Here is a 24,586-nt window from a genome sequence, read left to right as displayed (position 1 = left end):
TAAAAGCTGCCGTTGGGCTGACGTGAGTACACATTTATTTTAAACGGGGCCGTTATGCAATTAATTGAGATAGAGAATGAGGTTTTATCGGGCCAGGATGCTTTTCCTCTCTCCTTCAAGACCCAGGAAAAAGTGTCAGGGAATCCATCCTACCAACTGGTATTTCAGGTAGCAGAAGCGGACCTCGATCTGGTCAGTCTGCTGGGGGAAATCATCAAAGTCAGGATTGAGTTACCTGACTCAGCCGGCTACCGGACCTTTTTTACCTATGTGATCGCCGGTGCTGATGAAGGGCAACGGCAAGACAAATTTGTTTACAGCCTGGAACTGAGTACCTGGACGTGGTTTTTGATGCAAAACCGTAACTGCCGGATATTTCAGGACCTGAATATTATCGATATTATCGAACAGGTATTTTCCAAATATAACTTTGCGGATTACCGTTTTGATATTGTCGGTAACTATCGGTTACGTGAGTACTGCGTACAGTTTGCAGAAACCGATTTCGACTTTGTTAATCGTCTGATGGAAGACGAAGGTGTTTGGTATTACTTCGAACATAATGAAGATAAGCACACGCTGGTCATGACAGATCAGCAACAATTCCCCGTATTGGAAGGGAATTATGCAGAACTGAGTTTCCTGCCTGACAGTGAAGAGATGCGCGCCATCCGTGAGGGGATACAGCGTATTCAACGCTCACAACGCATCCACTCCAGCGAAATTGTCTTACGTGACTTCGATTTCCTTAATCCACGCAATACATTACAAACCCATATCGAAGAAAGCCGCCAACACCTGCAAGGCGTGCCACTGGAATGGTATGACTACGCGGCGGGTTATACCGATCCCCAGCATGGTGAGAGCATCGCCCGTTTACGCCTTGAAGCTATACAGAGTAATGGGCAGCTCTTGTCTGGTGAAAGTAATGCCACAGGATTAGTGCCAGGGCGCTCTTTTGCTCTGGTACAGCACCCTGATAACAACCGTAATCGGGGATTCAAACTGATCAGTTGTGACTACAGTTTTGTCCAGGATGGGCCGGACAGTGCGAGCCAGGGCCGTAATGTCGCCTGTAAGTTTAAGGCATTGAATGATGACGTCGTTTATCGTCCACAATGTGTCACGCCACCGCCAAAGGTCCCTGGTGTGCAAAGTGCCACGGTGGTCGGCGCGCGTGAATCAGAAGTGCATACCGATAAGTTCGCCCGTATTCGTGTTCACTTTCACTGGGATCGTTATAAAACCACTGAAGATGATAGCTCCTGCTGGATCCGCGTAGTACAGGCGTGGGCCGGTAAAGGCTGGGGCGTCCTGGCGATGCCTCGGGTTGGGCAAGAAGTGCTGGTCAATTACGTTGACGGCGACCTTGATCGCCCAATGGTGACCGGGATCGTCTACAACGGCGAGAATCCACCGCCTTACCGTTTACCAGACCACATTAACTACTCAGGTTTTGTTTCACGCTCACTGCGCTTTGGTCAGCCACAACACGCCAGCCAGCTTACCTTCGATGATAATCGGGGCAATGAGCGGATCATGCTACATGCTGAGCGCGACTTACAAAGAACCGTTGAACGTAACAGTGCGACGGCCGTTGGTCAGGATAAATACGACACGGTAGAACGTACGGCCACGGAGTGGATCAACAACCATATCTCCTACAAAGACTTCAGTTTCTCGGTGACGGGCATGAGTGTCTCCGCGACTGGCATCAGTGTATCGACAACGGGAACGAGCTTATCTGTCACCGGAATGAGCACCAGCGTCACGGGTGTCAGTGTCGGTTTCACCTTGATAGGTACCTCTTTTACTGGCGTGAGCGCGTCGTTTACTGGTGTCAGTACCTCTTTCACCGGGGCCAGCAACTCGCTAACCGGTGTCAGCAACTCGATGACCGGGTGTAGCTCCTCGTTTACAGGTACCAGCAATAGCATGACAGGCAGTAGCCATAGCATGACTGGAATGAGCACCAGCATCACCGGGCATAGTATGAGTCAGACGGGTTCCAGTAGCAGCATCACCGGTGATAGCACCTCCTTTACTGGCAGCAGTGTCAGCAGTACGGGCAGCAGCGTCAGTACTACTGGTGTCAGCACCAGTACTACGGGTAGCAGCACCTCTACTACCGGTAATTCAGTCAGCATGACCGGTAACAGCACCAGTACCACGGGATGCAGTATTTCCACGACGGGCAGCAGTATAGGGACGGTAGGAAGCAGTATCAGCACCACGGGCAGTAGCGTCAGTACTACCGGTAGCAGTATCAGCACCACGGGATTATCCGTCAGTTATACCGGCGCTCAGTATTCCGATGTGGGTGTCGATCTGAAAACCGTTGGCATGCAAAGCAAAAACTGAAAAGGAAGCATTATGCGCATCATTCGCCCGCAACAGCTCGTGGTCCTGAAAAGCAGTTACCAGATAGGCCATGAAAGCCATATGGGGATCAGTGTCGTTGCTGGCTGTTATCTCTCTAAACCTGAGCATATGGTGACGGAGTCACAGATCTGGCAGGCATGGAAAGCGGCACCGCTCTCTTTCCGCATGTTGGACACTGCTGAGCCAAAACCCTTTGCTGAGTTTTTGCTGGCCGGTCATGCCGGTATTGGGGAAGAGGTTACCTCGCTGAGTGCAGAGGTTAGTGTTGGCTCACTAACCCGGCGCTGGTGTATTGAGGGCGAAAGCAACAAAACGGGGCTGGTCATTAAACCTTTCTTACGTATGTCGATGGACCATACACAAAGCTGGGGAGGCAAAGGCTGTAAGGAGAATCCACTGGGACGTGGGTATAACGATGAGCGAAAACCGACGATTATGTCTTTAGGCTTGGACGGCTCTGCTATCGTTCGCTCACCGCTGGCGTCCCCGTCACCAGTACCCCATGATTTCCAACTGCGTAAAGTGCATATCAATGAGGTCGCCTCGACCATGACCGATCCTCAATATCTGGAAACATTTTATCCCGGTTTGCCACCGAAAATTGACCGTCGTTATTTCCAAATGGCTCCGCCAGGGCAGTGGCTGAAGAAAAGCGCCTGGCCTGATAACGTGCCGTTCAAACTCACCGGCTTTCGCCCGGACAATGCGGAGATCAGCGGCACGTTTCCTGCGGTCAGTGCGAGGGCGTTTGTTTGGGATAACCCTTCAGCGCCACCTAGTGAGGTGACCTTGCTGCGGAAAACATTGTGGCTGTTACCGGATAACGACATGGGGCTAATGGTGTTTACCGGTAGCGTGCCACTGACCCACCTTTTTGATGAGCCTATCGATACGTTGCTGGTGGGATTGGATTACTCCCATTCGCTACGTGAGTTGGAATATTACCAACAGGTCTATAAAAGTCGCAGCGTTGAAGGTGTCGCGAGTTTTGAATTCCTCAAAGATCCGCAACTGATGCCAGAAGGTATGTCGCTGAACGTGATTCGGGATCTGGCAGATCACCCAGACTCGCTGCGTTATAGCGCCTCCGCCATGTCTGAAGCAGAGTCCGAACGTTTCTATCAGGATGTTCAGGATGCTATCGATCGGCAGGAACAGCAGAAGAGTGAAGAACAAGAGACGCTGGGTGATTTGAACGTCCCCGCCGCCGGTAAAGAGGAAGCGGGAACCCAATGGCTGGAAAGCAAAGAAGATACGGCAACCAACGTCACATTTTTAGGGACTGACTTCTCTGGAATGACCTTGGACAACAAGCAGTTCCGCTATTGCATGTTTACCGGTTGCCATTTCGATAAGACGACATTTAAAGACTGTACCTTCGAGCATTGCCAGTTTACGCAAAGTGATTTTGAAAACTCCCGTTGGAACAATGTGCATTTAAGTAGCTGTTTGTTTAAACAGGCTGAGTGGCAAAAAGCTGCCTTTACCCACTGTAAATGGGAGAAATCTACCTTTGAGCATGGGTTGTTTAAACAGTGTCATTTTATCGACAATACATTAGATAACTGCCTGATTAACCACAGTGACTTCAGCCTTGGCACGTTTGAGCATTGTACGCTGAATGGCTGTTTCTTATCCGAAACACATTGTGATCAAACACAATTTAATCAGGTCATCATTACGTCTTGCATATTTGAAAAATGCGACGGTTCGAAGGCTTGTTTCTCCGAAAGTACGATAGAGAAAACCTCGTTTATTAGCAGCAGTTGGGTGGGCGCGCGCTTGAGTCATTGTTATCTCAACAGCCTGACTACGGGCCTGAATACCGATCTCTCTGAATCGCATTTTGAGCAGTGCAGCCTGAATAAAATGGGCTTCCTCAAGGTCAATTTACAATCCAGTACCTTTATTAATTGTTCGATGTTGGAGAGTTGCTGCGATAAGGCTGATTTCTCGCAGGCGACGTTGATTGCCTGTGATATGACCGCGGTGCGGCTGAAAGACGCCAACTTAGTCCATAGCCACTGGCAGAACACCAGCTTACAGCAAAGCATGTTTTACAACGCTGATTTACGTGATGCCAGTTTCCAGCGCTGCAATCTGGCGGGCGCCAATCTGGCAATGATCAGCCAAAACATGGACACCCGATTTGAACATTGTTTGACGGAAAAGACGCACTGGATCCCGCGTCGTTACACCGTCCCGGCATAAATATCATGTTTCAAAGGAGCATGGAATGACACCGTCTGACACCCCTATTATGCCTCCCGACGGCCCACGTCGGATCATTGGCCGGCACTTTACGCAGCGTCAGTTGCAGCAGTTTACGCTGTCCGAGGTTTATTTTATTCAATGCACCTTCACGGATATTTCATTTGCCGAGATTGCGGTACGCAATATTCATTTTGAAAGTTGTCATTTTACGCACCTGCGACTGGACGGTGGCAGAGTGGAAAACTGCAGTTTCCGTTTCTGTAAATTCAATGACGTTTCAGCGCAAGGCGTTTCTATACTCAATGCCTCATGTATAGAGGTGCAATGGCAGGGATGCTACCTCACGGGGTGCTTAATTGAGCGCTGGTTGCTCACCAGTTGTCAGCTCGATGATGCCCAATTGCAGGATATCCAGCTTAATTATTGGACAGTGCAAGACACCCCGATGACTCACCTGACGATGAGTGATAGCAAAATGCAAGATTCCAGCTGGCATGGATGCACTATCCAACAGTCAGTGTGGAAAAACAGCGATCTCATACGTCAGGTGATGGGCAGTTGTGTACTGAAAGAGTGCCAATATCAAGCGATTCGTAGCGATACGGTGGTATGGAGTCAGTGCCAACTTGAGCAAGTGGATTTTCGTCACCAGCCGCTAGAAAACAGTAATTTTCACAAAAGCACGCTAACACAGTGCGGGTTCAGTGACGCTAATTTGGCCGCCGCGCTGTTCAGTGAAGCGACACTCGAGGGCTGTGACTTCAACATGGCGCAATTAGCGGCGGCGCAGTTTGTTGATGCCACATTGCGCGATTGCAATTTTGACACCGCCGATTTGCAAAACGCCTCTTTGCTACGGGCCAATCTGACGCGATGTCACTTAACGCAGGTCAATTTAACCAAAGCTGATTTGCGCAGTTGCATGTTGAGCGAGTCGTCGTTACAGGCCAGTAAACTTAGCAAAACCCGTATCCACGGCGCGCAAATACCCACGCTGGACACACCGCTACAAATGCCGGATCCCTTGCTGAGCCAGATTGATAACTGGTATGGCCATCATCAACCCGGTCCAAAAAATAACCCTAAATTTCCTTCGATACCTTCAGGAGCCAGCCGCTATGTCTAGATTAACCACGTTGCTAAAACCCAAAAATCCGTTACCCAACTATCTGTCTTATTCGCCACGGACGCCGTTGCCAGCCGTATCTGCACCACCACAGGTGATAACCGCGAAGGTTATCCGCCCAGGTAACGCCAGCGTATCACTGCTCGGGTATGAAACGTTGCCCGTAATCACGGCGTCCAGTTGTCTATTTCAGCCAGAAAACGGTGATCTGGTCAGTGCCGTTATTGACCAGCAGCAGATCTACATTACGGCCATTTTATACCGTACCAGCCCTGACGCTCCGTTGGTGATGAACAGTGGTGACGTGCCTTTGCACCTTGTTACCACCGCATTAGAGATCCACAGCCCGGATCGCGTTGAGATCCACACGCGTCATTTTTCATTGCTGACTCGCACCACCCTATGGGTGGCTAAAACGATGCATCAGGTTGCTGACTCTCTATTCGTGAGAGCCAAGCAAGCGAGTCGAGAAGTTGAAAATACCGACGATGTACATGCCCGCCACATTAATCAGTTAGCTGATCAAAGCTTGATGATTAATAGCCGTATCGGATCATTAAATGCCTCTGCCGTGCTTAAAATCGACGGCGGACAGGTTCATATGGGGTAATCACGATGACAGCAGCCAATACTCGCGCAGGTGGGATCAGCTTTACCGGTAGTGACCCGATGATCCCGATATCTGCTCCCAACACCGCGCCCAACGCCAATGGTATTCCTAATGTCAGTAACTATTTTTGCTGTGGGGGTAACGAACAGAATCTCAACACCATTCGTCCAGCAACGATAGACGGAGGATCTGTGATGGGGGCGGCCTCGGGGACACATTCGGCCAAGATGGATCCTATGCAGGGATCAGGAAAGTATTTCATTCAGGGAAGCCCAGCAACACGTTTAGGAGATATGAGTATGACCAATAATTACAACGCGCCTTCGACGCAAATTGCACCCAGCCAGACCAAGTATTTTGTCAATGCGTAGCCTCTTTCGTGTGTTGCCTATTTTTATCCTGACAGGTTGCGTCCTGCTCAGCGGCTGTAGCTGGTTTTCCTCGTCCTCGGAAGCGGCGTTACAGAAACGGCGGATTGACTTGCAGGTTATTGCGGCTCCTCTCATCAATCCTGGGCCCAACGGTCAGGCACAGCCCTTGAAGGTGTGCATTATTGAGCTGAATAAAGAGGGGTGGTCACCCCCTGGTTTGTATCAGGGGACGCTATGCAGTGGCATCAGTGTAGGAGGTGAAGTCGTTAGCGTGACGGAATACATCCTTGCGCCGGCGGAGGAGCGTCAATATTCCCGCGATGTTCCCTTTGAACAAGAGCGCTGGTGGGCAATCGCGGCTGAGTTTCAGGAGATGAGTAACGGTAAAAGCCTATTAATGCTGAAATCTGATGCCCGTGCTGATTTCAACCGTGTGGTGCTCGTTGATGGTAAGGCCCTGTCATTAAAAGCGTCAACAAAGTAGGTCATCAAAAGCGTCAACAGACTGGCAAGTGTCAACAGACTGGAAAGCGTCAATAGACTAAAAAGTTTCAACAGACTAAAAAGTTGCAAAGGACTTATAATATGCTGCCAAAACAACGTGTTGCTTGGGTGGAAGGGATGCTGATGGAACCCCAGCATTTTCAACAACAGGAACGATATCTAGAACATTTAACTGAAATGCGGGCGCGTAGCCTCAGCGCGCTGGCGTGGGGCTTCCATAGCCTGAGTATCAATCAAGGGCTGCTGGATCAGGGCAAGATCGCCCTCAATCAGGCCAGTGGTGTTTTCCCTGACGGTACACCTTTTCATATGGCGGGTGATGAGCCATTACCGCTGCCCTTTGATCCGGGGGAGAACTGCCAAGGCAGTGTCGTGTGCCTTTCGGTCCTGATGGATATACCCGGCAATACCTATATAGATCTGAAAAAGAGTAACCAAGGTAGCCGTTTCGTTGCGCTGGATGCTGAAGTTCAAGACCGAAACCATGGCGTCGCTGCTGAAGGAACGCCATTGATCGCCACCCTTCAACTGGGGCAATTGCAATCCAAGCTCAGCTTACGTGCCAGCGTCAGTGATGCAGAGTCGATGCTGCCTGTAGCCTATATCAAAGAGCGCACCCGCGATGGGCGTCTGATTCTGGATGATAAATTCCTGCCCCCGATGTTGGATTTTCGCGCCATAGGGTGGATCGATAATGCGGTAACCGAATTGCTAGGGTTGATCGTTCAGCGACTGGAGTCGGTTTACCGGCCAGATGTGACGCTCTCAGTCGGTGGGTTATCGGAGTTACTGGAACTGCTATTACTGCAAACACTCAGTGAATATAACCTGAAAATTTCACATGTGTTGATGCAAAAACAGGTACACCCTGAGCAGTTGTTCCAATTATTGCTTGGGTTGTTGGGGCGTCTCAGTACTATCCCCGGCGGAGAAAAACCTTGGTCGAGACAAGATCTGCTTTATACGCATCATGAACCGCACAACGGGTATTTCTCGCTGTTTGCCGCCTTACGTCGCGCACTCTCATTGGTGATCGAAGCACCGGCAGTGGCTCTACCGTTTATCGAACGTGGCGACAATATTTACCTGTGCCAGAACGATTCACAACTGCGTCTGGAAAAACTGATCTTCACCGTCAGTTCCAAACTGCCTTCCGAGACCATTCGCACTTACTTCCCGGCGCAAACCAAACTGGGGCCGGTGGAGAAAATTGTACAATTGATCGACCTACAATTGCCTGGCGCACGGATGATCCCGATGTCATCACCGCCAAGATATATTCCTTATTACCCGAATAGCGTCTATTTCGAAGTTGACCATGATGATCCTATGTATAAAGAAATGATGTCTGGTTCAGCTATCGCACTCAGCATCGTGGGTGATTTCCCAGAGTTGCGTTTTGAAGTATGGGGCTTGCGACAAGGAAGGCTCGGATGAACGAATTTGAACGCCAGATCCGTGCAGCCATTTCCGCAGCACGCAATGGCGCAAAACATGCGGAACAGTCACTGACTACACCAATGTGGCAAGCCAAAAGCACCGTAGCCTCATTGGGTGGGATTGTCCCTAGAAGTGGCTCTTCGTCAACGTCACAGGCGGAGAACTATGAGGAAGATCTCGCGGACCAGGCTGCCTCGGGCAACAACATGGCGCGCACGAGTGCGCCACCGGTAACTTTGTATCAGCAACAGCCAAATGCGAATAACAACAATCCAAATGCGAATAACAACAATATAGCGAAGGTACAGCGTATGCCGCATGGCATTTCCAGGGGCTTATATGAGCGCCCTGGGATGTTATTGGGTGCCTGGGATAACGCCTATATTGCTGCGGCTATGCCTTTGCTGCTGCTGGTAGAAAATATCCGTAGCTGGCCGACGCGTAACGCCGCAGAGGTCAGGCCACCGATTGTGCGGGAATTACAATATTTCCAGCAACATTTGCAGAAAAAGAACTACCCGCAAGAAGACATTAACCACCTGTCTTACCTGCTATGTACCTATATCGATGGCATTTTTAACGGGCTGCAAACCCCAGACTCCTACAACCAAAGTCTGTTAGTTGAGTTTCACCGTGATGCCTGGGGGGGTGAGGACTGCTTCGAACATCTGCGGGTCTATATGAACTCGCCGAAACAGTACCGGGAAGTTCTGGAATTCTATGATCTGATTATGTGCCTTGGTTTTGACGGTAAATACCAGATGATAGAGCACGGTGCGGTTCTGCTGATGGATTTACGCAGCCGTCTCCACACGCAACTTTACGGCCAGGACGCCACACAATCTTTGGCCATCGCGCAAGCGGTTAAAGGTTCTCCGCGTCGCCAATATATCAAGGCGCTGAAAATCTTCACCTACGGTTTCGCACTGTGCCTTTGTGCTTACGGCGTCACGGCGTGGTATCTCCATCAGCAATCCCAACAGATCCGCAGCAACATTCTGACTTGGGTACTACCTGAACCGCGGAAAATCAACATCATGGAGACCTTGCCGAATCCTCTATCCAATATCCTGAATGAAGGGTGGTTGGAGGTCAGGAAAGATCCGCGTGGATGGCTATTAATCTTCACCTCCGACGGCGCGTTCCGCACGGGTGAAGCGACCCTCTCGGAAGAGTTTATCAACAAGAAGAATATCGAACGTCTTGGGCAGGCATTAGCCCCATGGCCGGGAGATATCGAGGTTATTGGTCATACGGATAACAAACCGTTCCGCAGCACTTCCGGTAACAACAACCTCAAACTTTCCGCGGCCAGAGCATCGGTGGTGGCAGATAAACTGCGGGAATCCACTCAAATCAACGAAACCCATCAACGAGAAATAAGTGCCATCGGACGGGGGGAGAGCGATCCTTTAGCTGACAATGCAACGGAAGAAGGACGCAAGCGTAACCGGCGTGTGGATATCCTATGGAAAATTGGCCAGCGCGATGCCGATAAGGCCATGAAGCAATTCCTGGAGAACCCGACACCAGAAGTTCAAGGAACGAATACCCAACAATAGGAATTGCTATGATACGCAGAATGTTGATTTTAATCATTGCCCTAGTGCTTTGTTATATTGTGTGGTGGATAGGGCCGCTGATCGCTATTGGCCCCTATTTCCCTCTGGGGGGGGTATGGGTTCGTAAGATCATTATTGCTCTGATTTTATTTTGGGCACTGTGGCCATTTGTTGCAATTTTCTTCAGTTGGATTTTTCGTTATGCTCGTGCGCCGCTTCCCAAGCGCAAGAAAAAAACGGTTCAGCTTGATCGCGTTTCTGCACGTTTTCATGATGCGATGCTCACCTTGCAACATGCGGATCTTTCGAGCCAGAAAACACGCTGGCAGCGCTGGCGTCAACGGCGTAAGCGCCAATATATCGATGCTAAACCGTGGTTTCTGGTCATGGGGCCACCCGGATGCGGTAAAACGTCGATAGTCTATGAGAGTAGCGAGAAGTTCCTACTCTCAGAACAGTATGGTTTAGCGCAGACCACGGATATTGGGCCAACACAGGACTGTAATTGGTGGCTGACGGATCGTGCTGTTTACATCGACACGGCGGGGGAATGGATCCTGCTGCATGGTCAGAGCGAAGAAGCTGGAACGGCTCGGCAAAAATTGTTCTCTATGATCCGCAAATATCGCCGTTATCCGGGGGTTGATGGGATTGTTCTTTGCCTTGACGTCAGCGTGCTTTTGAACTCTTCGGTGACTGAACGTAAGTCACTGGCTGATACGTTGCGCCTGCGGATCCTGGAAGTTGCCTCGACATTTCAGGCCGATATTGCGGTGTACTTGCTCCTCAACAATATCGATAAGTTACCCGGTGGCGAAACCTTCCTCTCGCTAATGAATGACGAGCTTCTGGCTGGAGGGCTTGGGATTAGCATGACCCATAATGAAAAGGGTCAGAACAATTTCGTTGCCGATGAAGAACGTTACCGTGAACTCCTGACACGTGTTAGCCGCTATGTGTTGGAAATACTACACGATTCGCCCAACATGGAGATGCGCCACCAATTGCTGCTGTTTACTGAAAGCCTGGGAGCGCTACAAAAACCCCTGTTTGGCTTATTCGAACAAATGTTTCCGGCGACACCTATTGGCTATACCGGTTGTTTGCGGCAGTTCTGGTTTGGCAGTACCCAAAATCTGACATCATGGGAGGCGTTGTATTACCCGTCATCGACCAGCACCTTTGAAAGCCGGCCTGCTGGGCAGATGTATTTCCCGGCACTGAGTCAAGCGATCACCGAAAGGGGGGTATTACACGCCACCGGCCCAATGCCTCTGCGAAATCGTCTGTTAAACATCGGTAAGTATGTGTTCGTGGCCCTTGTGCTCTGCATCTTATTGTTGATGCTGAGCGCCCGCTATTTTTGGGAATATGACTATATTGGCTATGCGACAGCTCGGTTTGAAGAAACCCGACGGATCGTGCGTGACATCCCAATAACGAATCAGGTCAACGATAATCTGGTCGCAGCTTACGAACAGTTGGGGTATATCAACACCCATTATCTGGAAAGCTCTCCGCCACTGCTGACACCTTACTTCGAGCACCGTTTACTGAATCAGGCGATGTTGCAGACCTACCATCGTCACCTGAATAAAGTATTCTGGCCTGCGGTACAAAACTATGTCACCAACGAGCTGAAAAAGGACACTCAATCTCCTGACGGTGACAACTATGACACGCTGAAAGTTTACCTGATGCTCGGACAACCTGATCACCGCTCTCAGGAGGCATTGGTGCAATGGTTTATGTCGCGCTGGGAAAGTTTTGCCCCTCAGGGATATGGGCAAAATGACCGCAAACTCTTCAGTTATCATTTGAGTGAACTGTTTTCTGACACCGCCTCAGCGGCCCCGAAAGTTAAGCTGAATGATGAGCTGATCCGTGAATCACGCATTAAAGCGATGAAAACACCGATACACATCCGGGTGATTAATCGTATTCATGACGCCCCACTGCCCGCGAGGATTGAGGATCTTAGTCTGGCTGATGCAGCCGGCCCTAGCGTAACACTGATGCTGAGACGTAAAAGCCCCAGTACAGTAACGGATTTGGCGATCCCTGCTTTCTACACTCGGGCCAGCTACCACGATGTGGTTAACCCACAACTTCAGGACGCATCGGAAGCGATGATTAATGAGGAAGCGTGGGTGTTGAGTGACGGTAAAGCTTCGGTTAGTCAGGTCAGTTTACTGGCTGCGGCGCAAAAACTGTCCGATGAAGCGCGCAAGTATTATCTGATGGAGTATGCCAACCAATGGGATGCATTCTTCAATGATATCAGGGTGCGCCCGATCAACGGACTTGATGATGCGGCCCTGCTGGCAAGGCAACTCTCAGACCCGTCATCCCCGTTGGCTAATCTGGTGCGTTTCTCTACACGTGAAATAACCCTGACCACTGACAATAATGGTAAAGGGGCGATGTCGTCAGGTTGGTTCAGTATCCAACGTAATAAACTCACCACTGCCCGTCGTAGCATCATTGACGAAATGTCGGGTGAGCGTTCTCGTTTTCGACTGACGCCAGAAAAAGCGGTGGAGGATCGCTTTGAACTGCTAAGACGTCTGGGATATGCCCTGCAAAGTGCGTCTACCAGCAATTCTGATCCATTGGGCCGAACCTTCGAGCAGATTTATAACCAGTTGATAACGCTCTCGACCTCCCTTCGGGCAGGGCAGATTTTGCCGCAAAATAACGATTTTAGTCGCTTGCAAATCGATATGGCCCGTCAGCCAGAGCCGGTGCGCAGCATTATGATGGATCTGCTGTCCGTCGGACAAACACAAAGTCTGCAACAAAGTAAGGCCAACCTCAGCAAGGGCGTCTCTTCAATTGCCTCTGATTTATGCAGCAACGCCGTCAGTGGCCGTTATCCCTTTAATCGTTTGGCCCGCGAAGAGATAGGTATTGGCGATTTCAACCGTATGTTTGGTCGTTCTGGGGCGATGCAAAGCTTCTTTGATCAGAATCTCGCACCGTATGTCGATACTAACGGCAACCGCTGGAAGGTGAAACCTGACAGTAATGGTGTGGTGACCCCTAAAACTCTGCGTTCGTTTGAAAACTCAGCACAAATCCGCGACACCTTCTTTGATGCCTCCGGCAAGATGGCGATGTCGATGATCATTCGCCCTATCTCACTGACGCCATCAATTTTGGAAGCGGTTCTTGATGTCGATGGCCAGATTATTAACTACAGCCATGGTTCTAACCAACCGGTAAAAGTTGATTGGCCAGGACCGAAAGGTGGGGTGTATATCCGCCTGACGTTCAAAACTCAGGATGGAAATGTGGAAACCGTTAGCTTCAATGGTCCGTGGGCTATTTTCCGCATGTATGACGTTAGTAACCCTAGGCCACTCGGGGTCAATAGCCGTGAACTCATGATGGTGATGGATAACGTGAGTGGCGTCTTCAAAATTGAGTTGAGTTCCACCATGAAAGATTATCCGCTGTGGTCAAAAGCATTGGCACAGTTCTCATGTCCTAAGAATCTCTAACCGCGAAATAAGGAAATGCAAATGCTAGATCCTAAAAACATCCAGAATGTATTGAAGTCATCTACTGACCTTGGTCAGCAATCTCAATCTGATTTGCAGAAACCTTTTGTAAAAGGAATGCAAAATATGGAGATGTCAGGGGCCGATGCCGCTCGCAGTATCATGCAATCGGTTAATCAATCCTGCGAAACCATGATGAGCGATATGAATAAGATATTGGGAGGATTGCAGGACAATGTTGATGCTCACCAGAAAATGCAAAGTGAGGAGCGTCCGAAGGACTTCGAGAGAGCCATGAGTGATCTTCGCAGTACACTCTCCAATGGTTTCCCAGAGGAAATGAAAAGTATGTTTGATAAATTGCCCAAAATGTAGCGGGCAGTCGTCAGACAAAAAAATATCCGGGGGAATGCCCCGGATATTTCAGATTGCTGACAAACCCCGATGACTTACTCTTGAACGGTGAGGATAGGCAGAAGAGTAAAGCGTCCGCGCCAGGGATGGCGCGGCTCGAGCCTACATGGATGTATTTACGGCGTCTTTACGATCTGCCTGTTCTCTCCGTCGCGGGCACTTTGTCAATAACCTCGGATATTTTCATTGATGCCAAAGAGCGATTTTATTTCAAAGAACTACTGATGTGTTACCACCACCAGCCGGATAGCATCTAAACGCCAGCCTGCTTGATTCAAGTTTTCCAGCACCATCTTACGGTTATGCTCAAGCGCCTCTATTTCGTCATCACGAATATTCGGGTTAACCGCTTTCAACGCTTCCAGACGCGCCAGTTCAGTACTCAACTTATCATCGGCCTCGCGTTTTGCCGTTTCAATCAGAGCCTGCGCTTGCGCTTCTACCAGTGCTTCGGCTTGTTGCAACATGGTGTGAACTTCTTGCTGAACCGCATTGACCAGCTTGCTGGAGGTATGGCGGTTTACCGCATTCAGTTGGCGATTGAAACTTTCAAATTCAACCTGTGCCGCCAGGTTAGTGCCGTTGCGATCCATGAGCATACGCACGGGGGTCGGTGGCAAGAAACGGGTCAGTTGCAAGTGTTTCGGTGCTTGTGCCTCGACCACGTAAACCAACTCAGCCAGCAGGGTACCGACGGGTAAGGCTTTATTTTTCAATAAAGACACCGCGCAACTGCCGGTATCGCCAGACAGGATCAAATCCAACCCATTACGGATGATGGGGTGCTCCCAACTGACAAACTGGGCATCTTCCCGCGAGAGCGCCTGTTCACGATCAAAGGTGACGGTGCAGCCATCTGGTGGCAAACCGGGGAAATCGGGCACCAGCATGTGATCGGACGGAGTCAGCACGATCAGGTTATCGCTGCGATCTTCCTGGTTGATCCCGACAATATCGAACAGGTTGAGTGCGAAACTGACTAAATTGATGTCATTATCTTGTTCAGCAATAGTCTGTGCCAGCTCCTGCCCATGTTCGCCGCCGTTAGAGTGCATCTCCAGTAAGCGGTCACGGCCCTGTTCCAACTGAAGTTTTAACCCTTCGTGCTGCTGACGGCAGGTGTGGATAAACTCATCCAACCCTTCCTGCTCACTTGGCGTGGCCAAATAGCTAATCAGTTCCTGATAGCTGCTGTCATAAATGGTACGACCCGTTGGACAGGTGTGTTCGAACGCATCCAAACCTTCGTGATACCAACGAACCAGTATTGCCTGCGCGGTGTCTTCCAAATAAGGCACCATAATCTGGATTTCACGGTTCTGGCCGATACGATCCAAACGGCCAATACGTTGCTCCAGCAGATCTGGGTTGAATGGCAAATCGAACATGACCAATTGGCAGGCAAATTGGAAGTTACGCCCCTCTGAACCAATTTCGGAACACAGCAAGACCTGAGCACCATCTTCTTCTGAGGCAAAATAGGCGGCGGCACGGTCACGTTCAATCAGCGATAAACCTTCATGGAAGACGGCGGCCCGAATAGCTTCACGCTCACGTAACACTTGTTCAAGCTGCAAAGCTGTAGCGGCTTGTGCGCAGATCACCAACACTTTCTCACCCCGGTTGGCAACCAGATAGTTGAGTAGCCATTCAACCCGTGGGTCAAAGTTCCACCAGGTGGCGTTTTCGCCTTCAAACTCCTGATAGATTTGTTCGGGATAAAGCATATCTTTTGCACGTGCATCAAGGGTTTTCTTCGCCCCCATGATGCCAGAGACCTTAATTGCAGTTTGGTACTGTGTCGGTAATGGCAGCTTAATCTGATGTAAGACGCGGTGCGGGAAGCCTTTCACCCCATTACGGGTATTACGGAACAGTACCCGGCTAGTGCCGTGCCTATCCATCAGCATGGTGACTAATTCTTGACGCGCTGCTTCACTGTCTTCACGTTGGCTATTGGCTGCCTTCAGTAGTGGCTCAATATCTTGTTCATCAATCAGTTCGCCTAACAGATTCAGCTTATCATCGGTTAAACGCTCGCCCCCTAACAGCAAGGTGACAGCATCGGCGATTGGCCGGTATTTCTGCTGTTCATTGACGAACTCTTCGTAATCATGGAAGCGATCTGGATCCAGCAAACGCAGGCGGGCAAAGTGACTTTGTTGGCCCAATTGCTCTGGTGTTGCCGTTAATAACAACACGCCGGGGATATGCTCGGCCAATTGTTCAATCACTTGATATTCACGGCTTGGAGCCTCTTCGCTCCAGGCCAGATGGTGCGCTTCATCCACCACCAGCAGATCCCAGGAAGCATCGGCCAGTTGTTCTAACCGCTGCTTATTCCGACGAACAAAATCCAGCGAGCAAATCACCATCTGTTCGGTATCAAACGGATTGCTACTGTCCAACAAGGCTTCGGAATAACGGCTGTCATCAAACAGTGAGAAGCGCAGGTTGAAGCGGCGTAACATCTCTACTAGCCACTGATGTTGCAGGCTCTCAGGTACCACGATCAGCACCCGTTCAGCACGGCCAGCCAGCAGTTGCTGGTGGATAATCATCCCGGCCTCGATGGTTTTACCCAACCCCACTTCATCGGCCAGTAATACCCGTGGCGCGTGGCGCTGACCCACTTCATAAGCGATATGTAGCTGGTGTGGGATCAGGCTGGCACGGATACCGCGCAGGCCGCTCCACGGCAAACGGAACTGCTCGCTTTGATATTTACGGGCGCGAAAACGCAGGGCAAAGCGATCCATACGATCGATCTGACCGGCGAATAAGCGATCCTGTGGTTTACTAAAAGTCAGTTTGCTATCGAGCAAAACTTCACGCATGGCAACGCCGGTTTCCTCAGTATCCAAACGGGTACCGATATAGGTAATCAGCCCATTTTCTTGAGTCACGTCTTCCACTTTCAGCTGCCAGCCTTCGTGGTGAGTGATGGTATCGCCTGGATTAAACATGACCCGGGTGATTGGCGAGTCATTTCTGGCGTAAAGGCGGTTTTCACCGGTTGCAGGGAACAGTAAGGTGATCATGCGTACGTCAATGGCAACGACGGTACCCAATCCAAGTTCGCTTTCTGTGTCGCTGATCCAGCGTTGACCAAGTGTAAAAGGCATAAATTATCGGCTCGATTTTTTTGTTGGACAGTGAGTTAGAGAATTCTTTGTCGATCAATGTCTTATAGAACAATTTTGGGGTAAAACAATCTTTTTGTAGAACAGTATCTTATATAGCAACGTCTTGTAGAAAACTCTGGGTAAATAATCTCTTATAGAGAACGGTACTAAAATGGCTGGCGATAGCTTTTTATCCACGCAACTCGCTTTTATCCATGCAACTAAATTTTTATCCGTGCAACTGGCTTTTTATCTATACAAATAGCGTCCTATCTGCACAAATAGCGCGAACCACGGCAATAGTCTTCTATCCGCGATAGTCTTCTATTATCCGCATAAGTGGTGCGGCCTGAATGTCTGTCTGAGAAGGTACGGTTCACAGGCAGAATCCGGTTGCGCGGATAACAACGATCAGTCGGTTATGTAAATATGATTGATACAAATTTTGGCAAGGGCGCTATGGTAAAGGAAGGCGAGCGCTTCGTCACCTCTAAAACAGCTCTATTATCATTAAAAAAGTCCCATCTGGCCGGTGATCAGTGTGGTGAAATCATCCTGAGTGAAGGGAAGTATAGCGTCTGCTACGGGTTGTAGCTGGCGTGTCAGATAGTGATCATAATCGATGGGCGATTGCCGCGTTTCTAAAGGTTCGGGGCCTGCGGTGGTCATCACATAGCTGATCCACCCTCCATTTTGATATTGCAGTGGCCGGCCAAGCTTACGGTTAAACTCATCGGCCAGACGTGCCGCCCTAGCGTGCGGAGGGACGTTGCGCTGATAGTCATCTAACCGTCGGCGCAGGCGTTTGCGGTAAACCAGTTGCTCATCCAACTCGCCATTCAGGGTACGGGCCACGTAATCCCGCACATAATCTTGATAAGGTTGTTGCTGAAAGATACGCAGATACAGCTCGCGCTGGAATTGCTGTGCCAGTGGGGTCCAATCGGTACGGACGGTTTCCAGCCCTTTATAAACCATTTGATCTCCAGTTGGGGTGGAGATCAGCCCCGCATAGCGTTTTTTACTGCCTTGCTCCGCACCCCGGATGGTAGGCATTAAAAAACGACGGTAGTGGATTTCAAACTCCAACTCTAATGCACAGGGCAGATTAAAGTTTTGCTGTATATGGTTTTGCCACCATTGATTCACCAACTGTACCAGCTCGTTACCGATGCGTGTTGCCTGCTCCTCGCTGTGGGCGCTTTTCAGCCAAACAAAGGTTGAATCGGTGTCACCATAAATCACCTGATAGCCCTGTGCTTCAATTAACTCACGGGTTTGGCGCATGATCTCATGACCACGCAGGGTAATGGATGACGCCAGCCGGGGATCGAAAAAACGGCAGCCACTGGAACCCAGTACGCCATAAAAGGCATTCATAATGATTTTCAGCGCCTGTGACAGCGGCTTGTTTTGCTGGCGTTTTGCCGCTTCCCGTCCTTGCCAGATTTGGTTAACAATGGCGGGCAGGCAATGTTTCTCGCGTGAGAACCAGGCCCCACGAAACCCCGGTACCGAGTGCTGAATATCAGGTTGCTGCATCCCCGCCACCAGACCGACCGGATCGATTAAAAAGGTGCGGATAATCGATGGGTACAGGCTTTTATAGTCAAGTACCAGCACTGAATCATACAAACCGGGCTGGGAATCCATTACAAAACCACCGGGGCTGTGCTCTTCCGGCAATTCACCTAAATTGGGGGCAACATAGCCGATACGGTGCATTCGTGGCAGATAAAGGTGGGTAAACGCGGCTACCGAACCGCCACTGCGATCGGCTGCCAGCCCGGTCACGGTTGAGCGTTCAAGTAAGAAACTTAGCAACTCCGTTTTGGCAAAAATCCGCGTGACCAACTCACAGTCTTTCAGGTTATAACGGGCCAGTGCCGGTTTATCATGGGCGAAGCGCTGATTAATTTCATCCATCCTCTGATAGGGGCTATCGCTGGCTTTGCCCTCGCCAAGTAAAGTTTGCGAGACAGATTCCAGACTGAAGGAAGGGAAGTTCCACGTGGCGGATTTCAGTGCTTCAATACCATCAATAATTAAGCGCCCGGCGGCGGAAGCAAAAAAATGCCCTTGCTTAAAGCCGTGCTCACGCCACTCGAGCAGGTTACCGCCACGGCCAAAGCGCAACGGGATTTGGTAGCGATCCGCGTGTTTCTGTAATACCCGTAAATCGAACTGCACCAGATTCCAACCAATAATGGCATCGGGATCATGCACTGCCAGCCATTGGTTGAGTTTTTCTAATAGTAATGGGCGGCTGGCAACATATTCCAGATTAAAATCGAGCGAGGTGGTACCCGTGGTATCCCCATTGGGTGGCCCCAACATGTAGACCTGACGTTGTCCACACCCTTCCAGCCCAACACAGTACAGTTCGCCATGTTCACTGGTTTCGATATCCAGGGAAACCAGTTTGAGGGTTGGGCGATAGTCATCAGCGGGTTTTAGTTGTGTATTGAGTAGTGGGCCATGGCCATTTTCCTGTCCACTAAACCATACGGGGGCAGTAATAAACCGCTCCATCAGAAAGCGTTCTGGCGGGCGAATATCACCTTCGTAAACATTCACGCCACTTTCGCGTAGCAGTTTTTCCAGGCGGATCAACTGGCGATGCTGAGTGCAATACAGGCCAAGAACCGGGCGTTGGTGAAAATCAGTCAGCGCGAGAGGGCGCAGTTGCCAATGGCGTTCTGCGCGTAATAGGGTTTCTACCCGTTGCCGCTGTTCGGCTGGGATAAAGGCGACCGATGGCTGGGGTGGCAGCCTGACATGCTGTGGCCCTTCATCCGTTGCCAACCAGAATTCAACTTCGGTGCCTGCTGGTGTATCCCGCCAGTGGCGGGTTAGCAGGAAGCCCTGACGGGTTTGCCCCACGCTGTTACCTTAAATAAGATGTGAATGAATAACGCCTGAAGATTTATACTGTATTAGTATGGGTTTTTATACAGGTATTGTCTATTTCAATAGCAAATTGAAATCTATTTACGCAAATCGCTGATTGACTCATTTCGCGTTGCGCTGGACAATCCTCGCGCCTCAGTCCTGAGTGCTAACTAACGGACAACTTTATGGAAGCCTATTTATTACATTTATTAACGCAATCCCTGGCTTTTACGCTATTTATCGTCATGTTAGTCACTTTTCTCGAATCTTTAGCGCTGGTGGGCATGTTATTACCGGGAACGGTGATGATGACCAGCGTGGGCGCGCTGATTGGCAGTGGCGAAGTGGATTTTTATTTCGCTTGGGCTGCCGCGACCTTCGGTTGCCTGTTAGGGGATTGGATATCGTATTTCATTGGCCGCCGTTTTAAAGCGCCGCTACACAATTGGTCTTTCCTGCAAAAACATAAATCGTTGCTGAATAAAACTGAGCATGCATTGCATAACCACAGCATGGCAACGGTACTCTTGGGGCGTTTTATTGGCCCGACACGGCCCATCGTACCCATGGTGGCTGGGATGCTGAACTTGCCAACGGCAAAGTTTGCCTTACCCAGTGTGATTGGTGGCCTGACATGGCCGCCGATTTATCTCTTCCCCGGTATATTGGCTGGGGTTGCCATTGATATCCCGCCGAGCAGTAATAGCTTTATGTTTAAGTGCCTACTGTTTGTGGTAGTGGTACTGATTTGGCTGTCGTTGTGGTTATCATGGCGCTGGTGGCGTTTTGGTAAGCGCAGCCCAGACCGCCTGAGTGTGTGGCTCCCCTTGGCCCGCTTGCGTTGGGTGACGCTGTTAACCATTGCGGTCGCTATCGCCAGCTTTATCTGGCTACATATGCAGCCACTGATGCCAATATATCGCCATCTTTTGTGGAAAGTCTTGGCTGGGTAAACCCCGGACACGGTGACTGACAACCCTATTCTATCGTGTGTTAGTCGCCGAGGTTACCGCAGCGAGGGATCAAGAGATAACGGCACTTTTGATACCCAGTACGCTGGCTTTCGCCGCACTGCCGTCCACCAAGGCCTGTGTGGGGCCATCGTAGTCAATACGGCCCTCGACAATCAACAACGTGCGCGGTGCAATACGTGCGGCATCATCTAAATTGTGTGACACCATCAGCAGCGTCAACTGGCGGTTTACGCACACCTGATCAACCAATTGCAGCATTTCATTACGCAGTGCCGGATCCAGCGCTGAAAAAGGTTCATCCAGTAACAAAATAGGTTGGCTACGCACCAGGCAGCGGGCCAATGCCGCCCGTTGGCGTTGCCCCCCCGAGAGTTGTGCGGGTAGCCGGTCGAGGCAGCTTTCCAATCCAACTTGCTGGGCAATTTGTTGTAACAGCAATTGCTGTTCACCACTGAGCTTCAACCCCGGATGTAAACCTAGCCCGATATTCTGTTCGACGGTGAGATGTGCAAACAGGTTATTCTCCTGAAACAGCATCGATACCGGTCTTTTGGCAGGGGCGCTGGCTGTATGATCTTGATTATTCAGCAGCATATGACCACCGGTCGGGGCGAGAAAACCGGCAATCAAGCTCAGCAGAGTACTTTTACCTGCGCCGCTTGGGCCAAGGATCGCCACCCGCTCGCCGGGTTGAATGCGCAGATCAAAACACATTGGTAAGTGGTCATACAAATAGGTGATTTTCTCAAGCTTTAGCATGGCGGCTCGGCAGTCGTTCAATAAGGGTAAACAGCAGGAAGCAGAGCATCAATAGCAACAGCGCAGTCACTGCGCCATCATTGCTGCGGTAGGAACCTATTTGCTGATAAAGATAAAATGGCAGGGTGCGGAAGTGTTCATTACCAAATAACGCGACTACGCCAAAATCACCGATAGATAACACACTGGCAAAGGCCAGTGCCTGAGCCAATGGGCGTTTCAGGGCGCGTAGCTCGATATAACGTAAACGGTGCCAGCCACGGATATCCAGTGATAAACATAACGGTGTGTAGCGCTCAGCCAGATCACGCATCGGGTTATCCAGCACTTTTAATGCGTAGGGCACGGCCATCAGGGCATTGGTGAGGATCACCAACCCATAAGGAGATTGCGGCAATCCCAGCGTATCATTCAGCAACAAGAAGAAACCGGTTGCCAACACAATGCCGGGCATCGCCAGAATAACCATGCCGCTGACCTCCAATGCCTGACCGTAAGCCGCGCGTTGGCGTAATTTCAGTTCGCGGCTACTCCATAGCAGCATCATGGTTAGGGTGACACACAATAGCCCAGCACCAATAGCGATGGTCACTGAAGTAAAGAACGCCTGCCAGAGTGCGGGCTGTTGTAACACGGTCAGCATTGTTTTATTACTGCCATCAATCACAACTGCTAGCAATGGCGGTACCATCAAGAGTAATGCGCTGCAAATCAGCAGGGTATCGCCAAGGCGCGCCCAGCCGCTGTCTTGCGGATTACGCCATATTTGCCCATGCGTATTACCTACCGTCAACACGCTGTTTAGCCGCTGACTGAGTACCACTAAACCCAGGCAGCAGCCCAGTTGTATCAGCGCCAATAATGCGGCACGGCCTAAATCATAGTCGTAGCTCAATGCCTGATAGATGGCCAGTTCAATGGTCGTTGCCTGTGGCCCGCCACCCAGTGACAGCACGGTGGCAAAGCTGGCAAAGCACAGCATAAATATCAAAGCGGCAGTGGGCAGGATTTGACGACGTAGATAAGGCCACTCTACCCAGCGAAAATGCTGCCAGCCGTTCATGCCCAGTTGTGCGGCCAGTTGGCGTTGTTCCACGGCGATGCCTTCTAGCGACTGTAACAACAAGCGGGTTGCCAGTGGCAGGTTAAAGAAGATATGCGCTAACAAAATACCTTGCAAGCCATAGGGGGAGAAGCGGTAATCCACCCCCAGCCAGCCAAACAGATGAGCCAGCCACCCCTGACGGCCATAGACCGTCAGAATGCCGAATAGCGCGACTAACACTGGCAGAACCAACGTCATGGCACATAAACGCAGCATGAACTGGCGGCCAGGAAAGTTACGGCGGTACAGCGCGCGCGCCAGGAAAATGGCGGGTATCACCGACAGTAGGGCAGATAAAAATGCCTGCCAGAAAGTAAAGCGGATCACGTGCCACAGATAACTGTCATGCCAGACACTTTGCCAATCTGCCGTGGGTGCATGGTGCCAGATAGCGGCGAACGCCAGCAAGGCGACCACGACAATCAGCCCGGCGGCCAGCACCCCCGGCCATAGCCAGGGAGCGATTAACGGCTGACGGCGGATTGCCATGCCTGAATCCATTTACTGCGGTTATCCGCCACGTCTTTAGCATCAAATTGCAACGCTTTTTGTGGCACGGTCAGTGTCTCGAACCCGGCGGGTAGATCCATTTTGATCACTGGATACATCCAGTTGCCGGTTGGAATGTAGTTTTGGAATGCAGGGGTCACGATAAATTGCATAAAGCGCTGCGCCAGTTCAGGTTGTTTACTGGCGGCCAGTTGACCGGCGACTTCTACTTGTAAATAGTGACCTTCACTGAAATCGGCGGCTGCATAGTTGTTATTCTTTTCTGCAATCAAATGGTAAGCCGGAGACGTGGTGTAGCTCAGTACTAAATCCGCTTCCCCCTTAAGGAACAAGCCATATGCCTCGCTCCAGCCTTTGGTGACCGTGACAGTTTTTTGCGCCAGTTGTTGCCATGCTTGCGGGGCTTGATCGCCATAGACTTTTTGCATCCACAGCATCAGACCCAGACCCGGAGTGCTGGTACGTGGGTCTTGATAAATCACTTTCCACGGTTCTTTACTGCTGATCAATTCGTGCAGACTTTTTGGCGGGTTTTTCAGTTTTTCTTTGTTATACACAAAGGCAAAATAGCCATAATCATAAGGGACAAACGTCTTATTCTGCCACGGTTCTGGCAGGGTCAGGTTACGGGTATCAACCTGGCTTGGGGTAAACAAGCCGGTTTGTTCTGCCGCCTGTACCAGATTGTTATCCAACCCTAAAATCACATCGGCCTGGCTGTTTTTACCTTCCATCCGCAGGCGGTTCAGCAGTGAAACACCATCTTCCAGTGCCACAAATTTTAGCTGGCAATCGCATTCAGCTTCAAAGGCTTGCTTAATCGCCGGGCCTGGACCCCAATCTGCAGCAAAGGAGTCGTAGGTATATACCGTCAGAGTGGGTTTCTCTGCGGCAAGCACGGAGGTGGCTGATATCAGTAATAAGCAGGAAATAATGTGTTTAAACACTTTGCACTCCTTGAACATAAAGGTGGCAAAGGTATCTGAGGCGGTAGTTAACATTGGTATCCGTGATGATACGGTCGTTATCATTCTCAAATCCCTCCGCCGGGGTTAACCGGATCAGGTTCGACGGGTTTACTCTCAGCGAAAAAAA

Annotated in this window: 16 protein-coding genes and 1 pseudogene; 12 read left to right on the top strand and 5 right to left on the bottom strand. The window is 50.4% G+C overall.

From position 1 onward, the window contains the following. Positions 1-54 precede the first annotated feature (54 nt). From vgrG to AC971_RS25035, 11 genes and pseudogenes are all read left to right on the top strand, one after another. Positions 55-2,361, top strand: a complete 2,307-nt coding sequence (gene vgrG, locus AC971_RS05020; protein WP_048677413.1) for a type VI secretion system tip protein VgrG — start codon at positions 55-57, stop codon at positions 2,359-2,361. A 12-nt stretch (positions 2,362-2,373) separates the two neighbouring features. Further along, positions 2,374-4,593: a DUF2169 family type VI secretion system accessory protein gene (locus AC971_RS05015; protein ID WP_038402122.1), complete on the top strand. Its 2,220-nt coding sequence runs from the start codon at positions 2,374-2,376 to the stop codon at positions 4,591-4,593. 25 nt (positions 4,594-4,618) lie between these two features. Next, entirely contained in the window at positions 4,619-5,722 is a 1,104-nt protein-coding gene (locus AC971_RS05010) for a pentapeptide repeat-containing protein (protein WP_025382559.1), read from the top strand. Next, positions 5,715-6,332, top strand: coding sequence for a DUF3540 domain-containing protein (locus AC971_RS05005; protein WP_025382560.1), 618 nt, complete (start codon positions 5,715-5,717; stop codon positions 6,330-6,332). Before AC971_RS05010 ends, AC971_RS05005 begins: the two co-directional genes overlap by 8 nt. Positions 6,333-6,337: 5 nt before the next feature. After that, positions 6,338-6,703, top strand: coding sequence for a PAAR-like domain-containing protein (locus tag AC971_RS05000; RefSeq protein WP_025382561.1), 366 nt, complete (start codon positions 6,338-6,340; stop codon positions 6,701-6,703). Next, positions 6,696-7,187: a type VI secretion system lipoprotein TssJ gene (gene tssJ, locus AC971_RS04995; protein ID WP_025382562.1), complete on the top strand. Its 492-nt coding sequence runs from the start codon at positions 6,696-6,698 to the stop codon at positions 7,185-7,187. The genes AC971_RS05000 and tssJ overlap by 8 nt, the downstream gene beginning before the upstream one ends. A 101-nt stretch (positions 7,188-7,288) precedes the next feature. Further along, a complete protein-coding gene (gene tssK / locus AC971_RS04990) occupies positions 7,289-8,644 on the top strand; it encodes a type VI secretion system baseplate subunit TssK (RefSeq protein ID WP_025382563.1) in 1,356 nt (451 codons plus the stop codon). Further along, positions 8,641-10,209, top strand: a complete 1,569-nt coding sequence (gene icmH / locus AC971_RS04985) for a type IVB secretion system protein IcmH/DotU (protein ID WP_025382564.1) — start codon at positions 8,641-8,643, stop codon at positions 10,207-10,209. The genes tssK and icmH overlap by 4 nt, the downstream gene beginning before the upstream one ends. A gap of 8 nt (positions 10,210-10,217) precedes the next feature. Beyond that, complete coding sequence (tssM, locus tag AC971_RS04980; RefSeq protein WP_025382565.1) at positions 10,218-13,712, top strand: type VI secretion system membrane subunit TssM; 3,495 nt, start codon at positions 10,218-10,220, stop codon at positions 13,710-13,712. Positions 13,713-13,733: 21 nt separating this feature from the next. Continuing rightward, positions 13,734-14,087: a DUF6277 family protein gene (locus AC971_RS04975; RefSeq protein WP_002210468.1), complete on the top strand. Its 354-nt coding sequence runs from the start codon at positions 13,734-13,736 to the stop codon at positions 14,085-14,087. A gap of 145 nt (positions 14,088-14,232) precedes the next feature. Beyond that, a pseudogene (locus AC971_RS25035) lies at positions 14,233-14,301 on the top strand (gluconate 5-dehydrogenase); the annotation flags it as partial. Positions 14,302-14,344: 43 nt separating this feature from the next. Here the strand turns inward: AC971_RS25035 and rapA are convergent. Together rapA and AC971_RS04965 are read right to left on the bottom strand one after the other, a co-directional pair. Further along, positions 14,345-17,251, bottom strand: a complete 2,907-nt coding sequence (gene rapA, locus AC971_RS04970; RefSeq protein WP_025382566.1) for an RNA polymerase-associated protein RapA — start codon at positions 17,249-17,251, stop codon at positions 14,345-14,347. Between the two features lie 510 nt (positions 17,252-17,761). Continuing rightward, entirely contained in the window at positions 17,762-20,134 is a 2,373-nt protein-coding gene (locus AC971_RS04965) for a DNA polymerase II (RefSeq protein WP_025382567.1), read from the bottom strand. Positions 20,135-20,328: 194 nt separating this feature from the next. Between AC971_RS04965 and AC971_RS04960 the strand changes: the two genes are divergently transcribed. Further along, entirely contained in the window at positions 20,329-21,096 is a 768-nt protein-coding gene (locus AC971_RS04960) for a DedA family protein (protein ID WP_025382568.1), read from the top strand. Positions 21,097-21,165: 69 nt separating this feature from the next. Here AC971_RS04960 and thiQ read toward each other — a convergent pair whose 3' ends face one another. From thiQ to thiB, 3 genes are read right to left on the bottom strand one after another with little or no spacing between them, the layout of a single operon-like run. Beyond that, positions 21,166-21,876 (bottom strand): thiamine ABC transporter ATP-binding protein ThiQ, encoded by a 711-nt coding sequence (gene thiQ / locus AC971_RS04955; RefSeq protein WP_025382569.1) that lies wholly within the window; start codon positions 21,874-21,876, stop codon positions 21,166-21,168. Beyond that, positions 21,863-23,470: a thiamine/thiamine pyrophosphate ABC transporter permease ThiP gene (gene thiP, locus AC971_RS04950; RefSeq protein ID WP_025382570.1), complete on the bottom strand. Its 1,608-nt coding sequence runs from the start codon at positions 23,468-23,470 to the stop codon at positions 21,863-21,865. Before thiP ends, thiQ begins: the two co-directional genes overlap by 14 nt. Further along, on the bottom strand, positions 23,446-24,438 hold the full coding sequence (gene thiB / locus AC971_RS04945) for a thiamine ABC transporter substrate binding subunit (protein WP_072081204.1): 993 nt from the start codon (positions 24,436-24,438) through the stop codon (positions 23,446-23,448). The genes thiP and thiB overlap by 25 nt, the downstream gene beginning before the upstream one ends. Positions 24,439-24,586: the final 148 nt, after the last annotated feature.

The sequence above is a fragment of the Yersinia similis genome (genome assembly GCF_001053095.1).
Taxonomy (GTDB): Bacteria; Pseudomonadota; Gammaproteobacteria; order Enterobacterales; family Enterobacteriaceae; genus Yersinia; species Yersinia similis.
Note: the sequence above shows the minus strand (reverse complement) of the source record. Positions and strands in the feature narration are given on the sequence as shown.